Source organism: Streptomyces phytophilus (assembly GCF_013870535.1).
Classification (GTDB): Bacteria; Actinomycetota; Actinomycetes; order Streptomycetales; family Streptomycetaceae; genus Streptomyces; species Streptomyces phytophilus.
This window is the reverse complement of record NZ_JACBXC010000075.1, coordinates 1-12165: the sequence shown is the minus strand read 5'-3', so window position 1 is coordinate 12165 and position 12165 is coordinate 1. Positions and strand designations below refer to the sequence as shown.

Here is a 12165-nt window from a genome sequence, read left to right as displayed (position 1 = left end):
GCGGCGGCGCTGGAGGTCAGTGTTGGCGGCGTTGACGGCGAGTTGGCCGGTGGCGTGGTGGTCGGCGATGGTGAACCAGACGCTGCCGTCGTTTTCCTGGACGGCCTGGTGGCCGTCGCCGAGGTCGTAGTAGCGGGTGGCCTTCGCCTTCGTGGCTCCCTTGGGGAGGGTGACCTCGGTGTGGCCGAGGTAGAGGGTGGTCTCGCTGGAGGTGCGGCCGATGAGGCGGTTGCCGTCGGCGTCGTAGAGGTATGAGGTGCTCTTCGTGCCGCCGGCGTCGTCCGGTTCCGAGACCGAAGCCAGGTGGCCCTCTGCGTCCCAGGTCAGGTTCTGGGTGCTCCCGGACAGGCTGCGGGTTTTCGTGTTGCCGGCCTTGTCGTAGGTGTAGCTGTCGGTGCTGGTGCCCGTGGGGCCGGTGCTGGTCACGTCGGTGAGGGCGTGGGGCTGCGGCTGGCCGGGGGCGGGGTAGTTGTAGGTGTACTTGGTGTCCTGGGCTGCGCCGCCGGGCGCGGTGTGGTCGGTGTGGGTGGTGCGGTTGCCGGCCTTGTCGTAGGCGAAGGACTGCCAGTACGCCGCCGGGCCGCCCACGATGCCTGGGGACGGTGCCGTCTCGCAGTTCTCGTCGGCTTCGGTCCAGGCTTCGGTCATGCGGCGCAGGTAGTCGTAGGTGAAGCACTGGTTGTCGGTGCCGGTGCGGTTGACGTCCGAGACCGAGGTGATGTTGCCGGTCTCGTCGTAGGCGTAGGTGGCGTACTTATCGACACCGGGGACGTTCTCCCGGTCCACGCGGGAGTTCTTCAGGTGCTGGGTGCCCCACTCGTAGGTGTTGGTGATCCTGGCGCGCCGGCTGCCGTCGCCGGCGGCCAGGTCGTACTGCATCGGCTGGCCGGTGTGGCGGTACTCCAGGATGGACGAGCTGCCCCAGAGGCCCTGGGCCTTGGTGGGCCGCAGGATGTCGTCGTACGCGAAGGTCATGCCGCCGCCGGGGAGTGATCCGGCCGCGGAGTAGGTCTCGCCTTGGACGAGGCCGTTGGGGTGGTAGGAGGTGCCGGCCTGGTAGGTGCCAGCCAGCGCGCCTTCCTGGGCGGGGATGGTGACGGCTGTTCTGTACGGCCGGTAGAGCTGGTCGTAGGCGGTGACTCGGGAGGTGTAGGCGGCGCCGCCTTCGTAGCGGGTGGAGGTGGCGAGCTGTCCCTTGGCGCCGGCGATGGTGTCGTAGACCCACTGGGACCGCAGGGTTCCGGTCGGGGAGTCGTTGCGCAGCTCGGTCTTGCGGCCCAGACCGTCGTAGACGTGGGCGAGCTTCACCCCGCGGGCGTCGGTGGTCGTGGTGAGCTGGCCGCGGTCGTCGTACGTGGAGGTAGTGGTGCCCTTGTCGGGGTCGTTCGCCGTGGTCTGCCGGCCGAGCTGGTCGTAGCGGTAGGACCATTCGTTGCCGACGGGGTCGGTGAACTTGGCCAGTTCCCCGCGGGGGGTGTAGGTGTAGCGGGTGGTGTCGTAAGCGGCCTCGGCCGCGCGGGCGTGGTGCTGGCGCAGTTCGGTGGTCTGGCCGCGGGCGTCGGTCAGCGTGGTGGTGGCGGTGCCGCCTTGCGGCGGGATGACGGTGGTGCGATCGCCGTGGTAGCTGGTGCTCGTGGTGGCGAGGACCCGGTGCGGATTGCCTTCGCCGTTGCCGGAGACCTGCTCCTCCTTGATGACACGGCCCAGACCGTCGTAGCCGAACCAGGTCTGGGACTCCACGCTCAGCGTGTCGATCGGCTCGAACAGGGCCGCGGCCGGGGCGCCGGTGGTGTAGTACTGGGAGAAGATCTTCTCCCTCAGGCCGCGCTCGTCGTAGTGGACGTCGTTGACCAGCCGCCCCCCATCGGGCCCAGGGCTCTGGGTCTGGCGTTCGCGCAGGAAGCCGTCGTAGAGCAGGTAGGAGGTCAGCTGACCGCCGCCGCCCTCGGTGAGGGTCTTGGTGGATACGGCGACCGGCTTGCCCTCGGTGACCTGGTAGTCGAACTCATGGGTCGGTAGCTGGCTGGTCTTGCGGTCGGGCAGCCAGACTTTGGTGGAGCGGCCGAGTGCGTCGTAGGCGAACTCGGTGGCCTTTCCGTTGGTGTCGGTTTCCCTGATCGGCAGGCCGCGTAGCGTGCCCACGTCCGTGGTCGTGGTCTGCGCGGTGGTGGCGTCTGCGGCCTTGGCCGGCGGGCTCGTCGTGACGACCTGGGTGACGAGGCCGCTGGCAGGCTTGTACTGGGTCTTGTCGGTGCGGCCGTCGTCCCGCTGCGTCCGTGAGACGAACGTGCCGGCCGCGTCGAACACCAGGTTCGCGGTCAGGTCGGTGCTGCTGGTCTCGCGGCCGTAGGCGTCGTAGGTTGCGCCGGACTCCAGGTAGACCGCCTCGGAGGCGGTGTGGGACTTCAGTACGGCGGTGGCGGTGGCGTCGCCCTTCGTCGGCTTGCCGGTTGCGGCGGTGATGGCGTCGCCGTCGTAGGCGGTGCGGGTATCGGAGATCACGTCCTTGGTGCGGTCGACCGTCCCGTCGCAGCCCTTGGCGACCGTCTCGACCCGGGCGGGCAGGGTGAGGATGTTCTCGTCCGCGTTGGTCGCGTACGTGGTGCGGGTGCAGCGGTTGTCGGACGCGGTGGAGGTGTCACCGAAGTCATCGACGTGGGTGACGCGCCCGGCGACGGTGTCGTAGGTGTTGCTGACCTGGGTGGTGCGCCAGTCGGTGCCGGCACCGTTGTCCAGGGAGGTGAAGGTCTTGCGCTGCGCGGCGCCGGTGAAGTTGGCGGTGACCGTGCCCCAGTTGCGTTCCTTCTTCGCCGTCTGGTGGTGCCAGGGCCTGCTGACGGCCTTGTTCAGCACCTTGCCGCCCGGGCCGGAGAACTCGACCGTCTTGTACGCGAATCCGGCAGCCGACTCATGATCGGCGAGCGGGTCGCCCTCGCCGCTGCCGAGGCTGACGGACACGTTCTTGGTGCCGCCGGCGGGGCTCTCGCGGTCACCGTGCATTCCGCGCAGGAAGTAGGTGTCCGACTGCGACTCCATCGCCGCGCCGCCGCCCTCCCCGCCGGTTCTGACCCGCACCTGGCCGTAGCCGCGCCACTGCGACCAGGTCTTGAACTTCTCCTTCGTCAGCCCGTCGTCATCGTCGTAGTGCCAGGCCGCCCCGCCCAGATACTCGTACCGGGTGACGGAGTCGAGGGAACTGCCCGTGCGGTCGGAGGCGGTCACGGACGTGGTGACGTACTTGTTGAACCATTGCCGTTCCGGATCGGCGGTGGCGCTGCCGCCGATGTATTGCGGGAAGCAGCGGGTGGTGTTCGTCTGCGGAGTGGGCAGCGCGTTCCAGTCACAGGTCGGTCCGGAGTAGTTGGCGGTGGTCTGGCCGCCGTACTCGTCGGAGATGGTGGACAGCCGGGCTTTGATGAACGGCGCGTAGCCGTCTCCGGTCTTGTCCAGGCGGTTGGCCATCTGCGTGTAGGCGAAGGTGGTCTTCGGCAGGGTGATCGCCGGAGTGGCCGTGTGCCCGGTGCGCTGGATCGAGTCGAGCAGGAGCTGGTAGTCGATGTCGGCCTGGCCCCAGCGGTGTGCCAGCTTCCAGGAGTCGACCGGGCCGTAGGTCCCGTCGCTCTTGAGGACCTCGGTGGTCACTTCGGTCAGGCGCTTGCGGGTCCAGAAGCTGGGCGAGTACCGGCCCTGATCGCACGTGGCCGTTTCGCCGCAGTTCAGGTCCCAGGGCGTGTCGTACCAGTACGCGGAGTCGGTGCCGATCGAGTCGCAGGTCGTCTGCGCGTTGGGCAGGCACCGCTCGGCGCTGCTGAAGTCGACCTTGGCCAGGGGCTTCGTGTCGTACACCGAGGAGTGCTTCAGCCCGTACTCGATACGGTCCAGGCTGCCGCCGCGGGTGTAGCGGGTGTTGTTGTCCGCCTTCAGGTTGCGGCCGTAGGAGTTCTCCTCCTGGTGGTAGTAGTAGGAGATGGCGTTGCCGTGCGGGTCGACGACGTAGTCAAGGTTCCAGCGCCAGGCCTGCTGGCACCAGGACGAGCCGAAGCCGGCGGCATCGTGGCACGGCTCGCCGGAGTCGTCGCCGAACACCGGGACCTTCCAGGCCGAGCCCGTGGTCTCCTTGCCGCTGGCCCAGCCGGGCAGGCGGTTGTAGCCGAAGTAGTAGCGGATGCCGTTGGGGTCGGTCAGCCGCCAGTATTCGCCGTCGTTGTCGCCGTTGCCGCGGTCGGCGGAGGCGAGGCGCTTGATGCGGGTGCCGTCGTCCTTCTTCAGCTTCCACTCGTCGGCGCCGGCCGGGACGAGTTCACCGGCTTGGCCGTTGAAGGAGATGAACGCGTTGTCGTATCCCCAGCACAGATCGGCGGGCTTGTTGCCGTCGGGGTGCTCGACCCCGTCGTCCGCGCACGGCTTGTAGCGGCGTTCGATGAACCCGGGCCACATCTCGAAACCGTCGCCCACCCACGAGGACTGGTTGTTCGTACCGCCTGTACGGCCGTCGACGCCACCGGAGGAGTACGACAGGCCGACCTTCGGAGTCAGCTCACCGGGCACGTCAGGGACGGGAAGGTCGTACTCCCAGGTGAAGTCGCCCGTATTCAGGTTGGTGTTCCAGGTGGCAGAGGGAGACAACTGGGTGGCCTTGAAGTCACCCTGGTCACCTTCCGCAGCGGTGGAGACAGCCAGGACTGTCGGCTCGCCGGCGCGCAGAGCGACCGCGTCGCCGGTCAGAGTCTGGTTCTCGGTGTCGTTGGTCGTCGCGATAAGGGCTGACGTCTGGCAGGCCGCTTTGGAGGGGGTGGTCAGTGCGCAGGCGGGCAGTTGGACCAGCGTGAGCCGGGAGGCATAGCTGCCTCCGTATGCCTCCGCGAAGCTGCTGTAGTCCAGCTCGACGCCGGCACGACCCTGCGTACCGTCCTTGCCGGTGATGCTGAATACGGGCCCGTTGGCACCGGTCTTCTCCGCTGTTGTGCGGTCCAAGGTCGTGATTTCGGCCCGGCCGGTCGCGAGTCGATCAGCATCCTTCCTATCGGCCTTGCCACCGATCAGCCGGATGGGCTGCCCACCAGCCGAACCCTCCTTGCGGGCGTCCGCGGCTGGTATCTCGACGGTCGTGCTACCCGGTGTGGGCCACAAGGTCTCGGGGGCTCGTGCCGGTGTGCGGGGGCCTTCGCTCTGAGTGCGAGGCTTGACCTTGCCCGCCTTGCCGGGGACTGCCTCGCCGGGTGAGGGCGCCTGGGGCAGTCCGCCGCTGTCGGCGGTGGCCGCCGGTAGCGCCGCTGCCTGCAGCAGAGTGGCGCTCATCACCGCCGCCGCACCGAGAGCCACCTTCCGGCGCAGCCCGGCCCCGATACGCACACGCGCTCTGATCATGCTCATGCTTGCCCCTCCCGGGCGCGGCGCCCGCCGACGGACAGCAGCGGGCACCAGAAGAGAAGATCGAAGACTTGCTGGCGGAATTCGGCGGTGCGTCAGCCGCCCGGCGGCACCTGGGTGGGCACGTCGAACCACTGGGAGGCGAGCCAGGCGACCTGGTCTTCGCTCAGCGGGCCCTGGAAGGCCCAGACGTCATCGATCGTGCCGGGGAAGTACTCATCGAAGCCGCCGGCTCTCTTCGCACGGCCGATCTGCAGTTCACCGGTGGCCTTGAACGACTGCGCGTGTTCCGCCCACGGCACCAGGTCCTTGCACCCGGCCTGGTCGGGCTCACCGTCGCCATCGCTATCAGCGCAGGCGGTCTCTTCCAGCACGCCGTTGACGTACAGCTTCAGCTCCCGGGCGAAGCCGTCGTACACCAGGGCGAGGTGGTTCCACTCGCGTACGTCGTAGAAGTTCGCGTTGTCCGCGCGTACCACCGGCGCATCCGCGGCATCGGATGAGGGGAGCACGACCTGCCATCTTCCCGGCGCGTTCGGATCGCCCGCGTCCGGTAGATACCGGACGGAGAAGGCGTTGGTGGCGCCGCCTTCGGCGCTGGCTACGGTCACCGCGCCGCCGGGCATGGCCGCGGCCTGCGCCCAGCCGGTGAGGGTGAAACTGCCCGACGTGTCCACCGGCATGCTCGCGGCGGCGTGGTCGTCGACGCCGTCGAGTTGCAGGCCGGAGAAGTCGATCCAGCCTGCACCCAGTTTCGCTCCGCCCTCCAGGGTCATGGGCCTGCCCTCCCCGCTGGCGTCCGGGGTGGTGGCCGGGGGACTGCCCGACACTTCCTCGAACAGCCACCGGCCCTTGACGAAGGCACGCTGCTTGTAGAGCTGCTGCACTTCGGCCGGGGAGATGGGTCGGTCGAAGAGGCGGATGTCGTCGATGGTGCCGGGGAAGTGGCTCTTGAGGGTGTTGTTGACGGAGACGGCGCCGACGTACATGGAGCCGGCGGCGTAGAAGGCGTCCACGAGGGTGGTGGAGCCGGCCTTCTTGCCGTTGATGTACAGGGTGAGGGTGTTGGCCGTGGTGTCGTGCACGCCGACCAGGTGCGCCCAGGTGCCCGCGTAGGCGTCTCCCGGCTGGTCGGCCATGGCGCGGATGATGGGTGCGCCGGGGGTGTCGGAGGCGTACTGGTTGAAGACCCAGCGGTCGTAGGCGGCGGAGTAGTAGAGCTCGAAGCCAAGGGCGAACTCGCCTGCCTGGGCGACGACGGTCGCCTGGCGGTCCGGTTTGGCGTCCAGCTTCGCCCAGGCGGCGACGGCGAAGGAGCGTTCGCTGTTGATGTGCGGTCCGGAGGTCTGGCCGATTCGGGCGTAGCCGTCGGTGCCGTTGAACTTCGCCGCCTTGCCCGCCACGCCGGGCACGCCGGTGGTCACGCCGCCGTGGTAGCGGGCGGGGAGCACGCCGCCGCGGCCGGAGATCTCGGTGGCCCCGGCCGGTTCGTCGAGTTCGAAGACGGCGATGGCGGGGCGGCCGGGGTCGCCGATGGTCTGCTTGGCGTAGAGCTTGGCGACCTCGTCCTGGGCGATGCGCTTGTCGAAGATCTGGACCTTGTCGAGGGTGCCGGGGAAGAAGTCCTTGGCCACTCCGGCCGCCGAGCCGGCGCCGAGTTGCAGACCTCGGCGCGCGTTCCAGGTGCTGACGAAGGGGGTCTCGCCGACGAGGGTGCCGTTGACGAACAGCCGCAGCTTGTCCTCGACGGAGTCGTAGGAGCCGACGAGATGGGTCCAGGCGCCGGTTTGGACGCCGCCGGGGTTGGGTGCCATGGCCCGGTGGACGGTGGCGTCGGGGGTGTCGGCGGAGAATCCGTTGAAGATCCAGCGGTCATGGGCGGCCGCGTAGTGCAGCGCGAAACCCATCCGCTCGTTACCCGGCTGCGAAGCGACCACCGCCGCGCCGGTCGTCGGCTTGGCGTCCAGCTTCGCCCACGCCGAGACGGTGAAACCGCCCGTGTTGTTGACCGCTGACAGATCAGTGACCGCGTAGGCGTCGGTGCCGTTCAGCCCGAGCGCGGTGCCGTCGATCCCGGCGGCGCCGGTGGCCGCCCCGCCCTTGAGGCCCAGCGTCCGCGGCGGCGTGGAGCCCTCCGCCTGGGTGGCACCGGCCGGCTCGTCGAGCTGCCACGTCGCACGATCCGGCTGGCCGGCTTTGACGCGGAACTGGTAGGTGCGGATCTCACTGTTGTTCCCAGCGGTATCGAAGGACTGGACGGTGATGAAGTTCAACCCGGACCGGGTCGGAAGGATCTTCACGTCCCTGGCAGCGCCGCCGGAAGTGGAGATCTGATTGCCGGGGACGGGGTCGCCGTTGATGCCGTACCAGTAGCGGTTCGCATCTGACGAGGGCGAGTCGAGAGTGAACGTCCCGTACTGGCCCACTCCGTCGAGCCAAGGATCATTCGGGTCCGCCGGATCGGATTCCGGATACTCACCTGACACGACGGTGGGCGCCGCGGGCTCGTTCGTGTCCCAGACGAAGTAGCAGGCGGTCTTCGTATCGCCCGCGTACGACCAGGGGGACCACTGCGCCCCGTCATAGGCGCGGGCATACCAGTTCACATCCTTGTTCTTCGGGATGGCGTCGGGACCTGAATTCGGCAACGCGATCCAGAAGGTGGAGCCGGAGGGCCTGGAAGTGCTCTTGGCAGGCTTCCAGCTACCACCGTCCCACTTGGCCTGGAACTGCACCGCGACGTTGTCACCGTCCGGATCCCGGACCTCGGTCGCCTGGATCTTGCCCAACGAGCGGATACGGGCCTTCTCACCGGGCCGCTTGCACACCCCGCCGTACTCCATGGTGAGCTGCGCCATCTTGATCTGCGGCGGCGGACGGTTGTACTTCACCCGCAGGAACGCCTTGTCCGAGAACCGCTTCCACGCGTACTTGTCGTCCTCGCTGGCCGCACGCAGCCCGAACGTCATCGTCGACCACTTGTTGTTGGCCGCCTGCTGCACCGCGGCCTTGATGCCGAACTCGGCGTCCTTCGCGGCACAGCCGTCGTAGCCGTACGCGAACGATCGCGTGTCCAGCTTGTCGAGCCAGAACCCGGAACCCGCATCCTGGCTGTTCCACGTGGTCGACGCACTGATGTCCTCGGTCCGCCACAACTCGACGCTCCGCTCGGAGCAGGAGGCGGACCAGTTGTTGCGGACGACGAACTCCGCGGACAGGATCGACTTGCCCGCGAACCGGGAAGTCGGGATGCGGTAGAAGACGCGCTTGGTGTCGTGCGGCGCACAGTAGTCCCAGCCGCAGTAGCCCATCCCGGCGTTGTTCTCGCCGTTGAACTTCCACTGCGGCGACGACGCCCAGTACTTCGAGGCAAAGGTCCACGCCGACGCCCGCGGCGAGTACCACTGCGGGTCGATGAACACCGGATAGACCGTGTCCGCTCCCTTCAACACCTGCGCATCCGGCGTGAGCACCAACTGGTCAGGCGCCTGGGCGACCTGGACATCGACCGGCGCCAGCTTGCCCGACTCCCCCGCCGCCGGCTCATCCGCCGCAGGATCGCTGCCGGCCGCACCGCGGGCGCCGGGAGTGGTCCCGCCGCTGGAGTCCCACATGACCGGCTGGGGTGCCTCGAACACCGCACCCCCGGCTCCGGCATCGACCGCTTCAAGGCCGCCGGCCGCGGTCTCGCGCACAGACATCCCCGTCGCGCCCAAGTGCAGCCGAAGCTCCGCCAACTCCGGATTCTGCGCCGCCTCGGCGGACTTGACCACGAGCAACTGGGTGAAGCCGTCGGCCTGCACCCCCATGCGCAGATCGACCCCCGGCAGCACCTCCGGGTAGACGGCCGCATCCCCCTCCAGCCGCGGCTGCGGCAGCGCGTCCGGCCACGACAGCGACAACTCCCGCCCGGCCTTGGACATCCGCACCAACGGTGCCGTTCCACCGCCGGAGAACTCCATCCCCACGGTCGTCGCACCCGGCGCCACCATGCCGTCGGCGGCCGGGGCGAGCTGGGTATCGATGGCCTTCCACTCGCCGCCCACACGGGTCCGTACAGGCCGCAAGTACTCGCGCGCCTCCAAGTTCCCATCGGGAGCGGCGAACACCTCACTGGACTCGCCTCGCAGCGAGGCGATCTCCACCGGCTCACCGGTACGTTCCGCCAGTGCGGCCGCCTGTTCCTCGGTGCCCGCGGCTCGGGTGCCTTCGGCCGCCGCACCCGCCTTGGAGTCCGAGGCCGCCGAAGGTGCGCGCGTGCTGCCCGGAACCGCACCCGCTTCCACGACGGGCGCCATCCCGAGGAGCAGCGCCGTGCCCAACCCCGCTGTCAGCCAAGCCCGATATCGCTGCCATCGCCCACGCATCACCACAGAGCCCCACCCCTGAGACAACGGAACGTAACGTCGCGTCAACCTAACGGGATGGGCAGGACTGGACTAGACCTTCTTAGCGGGCAAAACTGGCAATTCACCCCCGTCGCTCGTGACTTACATCACACCAATTGCCCCTTCAGGCATAGGTACTTCAACAAAGCACAGCTGATATAACCCAAAGCACACTCAAGTCAGGACACTTCCGAAGAGATACGGGCACACACGTGCGATCCCCCCGACCGCCACCCCTGCTGAAGACACGCTGTCAGCCGCTCAGGCACCCCCGGACCGGCAGGCCGGCCATGTCCAGCTAAAGAGCCAGCCCGCACTGTGTCCGCCCGCCAGTAACCGGCGCGGGGTGCCAACGACCAGGACCAAGCACGCAGCAGCGTGGCACTGACCAGGTACAGCAGCTCCACGCGGGAGTCTCCGGCAATACCCGCCAGAGACTCCGCCCCCATTCCTCACTCAGGTGTCACAACGTCCCGTCAGCGACTGCGAACAACGCTGGAGCTTCAGAGGGGCAAAGTGGACTCGATGGTGATCCGTGCGCCCGGTGACCAGGGCCTACGACCGTTCCCATCTGTGTGGTGCCCTGCCAAGGACACGAACCGGCGACCGGACGTCTATCGCTTGACCCGGATAGTGGTAGTGATCACTAGCTGCCCCCCGCTCTCCGGGTTCTCCACCTGTTCCCATGTTCTGGGTCCCCCGCCGAGGATTCGAGGGGGAACGGGCCGCCGAGCGGCCCCGCCGGGCGGCCCGCGGGGGTGGCGACGGTGCCATTCACACGCGCCGGGTCCCGGGGGGGGTGCGTTCCCTCGATTGCTCGGCCGACGCGGGCGTACATCCCGTCCGTGCGGACCCGCCGTTCGGCGTTCTCCAGCCGAAATCCAGCCAGCGTGCGGAGAACGACAGATGACGACAGGTGACGAGCCGTCAGGCCATCTAGCCAAAATCCAGCCACGGTACGCGAGCGGGTGTGACCCGAATTCGGGTCACACCCGTCTGACCTGGTGGTTTGCTAATTCCCCGGGTTCGCGGTATCGCGGGGCCTAAACATTGAAGCGGAATTCCACTACGTCGCCGTCGCGCATCAGGTAGTCCTTGCCCTCCATGCGGGCCTTGCCCGCTGCGCGGGCTTCCGGGACCGAGCCCGTGGCGACCAGGTCGTCGAAGGAGATGACCTCCGCCTTGATGAAGCCCTTCTGAAAGTCCGTGTGGATCACGCCCGCCGCCTCCGGGGCCGTAGCGCCCTTCTTGATGGTCCAGGCGCGGGTCTCCTTGGGGCCTGCGGTGAGGTAGGTCTGGAGGCCCAGGGTGTCGAAGCCTACGTGGGCCAGGGTGACCAGGCCCGGTTCCTGCTGGCCTACGGACTGGAGGAGTTCCAGGGCGTCGGCCTCGTCGAGTTCGGCGAGTTCGGATTCGAGTTTGGCGTTGAGGAAGATGGCCTCGGCCGGGGCGACCAGGGCGCGCTGTTCGTCCTTGAAGGGCTCGTCGGCCAGTTCGTCCTCGTCGACGTTGAAGACGTAGAGGAAGGGCTTCGCCGTCAGCAGGTGCAGGTCGTGGAGGAGTGCGGCGCGGTCGGTGCCCTGGGCGATGCCCGCGGCGAAGAGGGTCTGGCCGGCGTCGAGGATGGCCTTGGCCTCCTCGATGGCGGTGAGCTTGGGGGCCAGGTCCTTCTTGATGCGGGATTCCTTCTGGAGCCGCGGGAGGACCTTCTCGATGGTCTGGAGGTCGGCGAGGATCAGCTCGGTGTTGATGGTCTCGATGTCGTCCTTGGGCGAGACCTTGCCGTCCACGTGGACCACGTTCTCGTCCCGGAAGGCGCGGATGACCTGGCAGATCGCGTCGGACTCGCGGATGTTGGCCAGGAACTTGTTGCCCAGGCCCTCGCCCTCGCTCGCGCCGCGCACGATGCCGGCGATGTCGACGAAGTCGACCGTCGCCGGGAGGATGCGCTGGGAGCCGAAGATGCCCGCCAGGGTGGCGAGGCGGGGGTCGGGGACGCCGACGACGCCGACGTTGGGCTCGATGGTGGCGAACGGGTAGTTGGCCGCCAGCACCTCGTTCTTGGTCAGGGCGTTGAAGAGGGTCGACTTGCCGACGTTCGGCAGGCCGACGATTCCGATCGTGAGCGACACGTGAACGACTTCCTACGAGGTACGGGGACGGGGGCGCGACACGGCGGGGACCCCGCCGACGATTCTACGGGTGTCTCCGCGCGCCCCGTGTGTGCGTCCTGTGGGACTCCGGCACTCCGAATGAGCGCATTCTGTGCCCCACGCGGGGTTTCACCTGCCGCGGGGCCTACCGTGGAGCGATGCAGCATCACCGTACGAATACGGATCCTGACGGAGAGCGACGGCAGGCTCACGTCCCGCGACCGGCCCGCGAGCCCGACCCGTCCGCGGCCGCG

3 protein-coding genes are annotated in these 12165 nt (G+C 68.2%); all 3 read right to left on the bottom strand.

Annotation, left to right across the window (positions count from 1 at the left end; all coding sequences use genetic code 11):
* On the bottom strand, window positions 1–5298 hold a 5298-nt coding region (locus H5J30_RS07100; RefSeq protein WP_181786302.1), incomplete at its 3' end, for an RHS repeat domain-containing protein.
* Between the two features lie 167 nt (window positions 5299–5465).
* Window positions 5466–9668: a LamG-like jellyroll fold domain-containing protein gene (locus H5J30_RS07095; protein WP_181786301.1), complete on the bottom strand. Its 4203-nt coding sequence runs from the start codon at window positions 9666–9668 to the stop codon at window positions 5466–5468.
* 1133 nt (window positions 9669–10801) lie between these two features.
* Window positions 10802–11890, bottom strand: a complete 1089-nt coding sequence (ychF, locus tag H5J30_RS07090; RefSeq protein ID WP_181786300.1) for a redox-regulated ATPase YchF — start codon at window positions 11888–11890, stop codon at window positions 10802–10804.
* Window positions 11891–12165 lie beyond the last annotated feature (275 nt).

Coding starts and splice junctions, on each gene's coding strand:
- H5J30_RS07095 (WP_181786301.1), bottom strand. CDS start 9,668: ATGGCGCCCGTCGTGGAAGCGGGTGCGGTTCCGGGCAGCACGCGCGCA.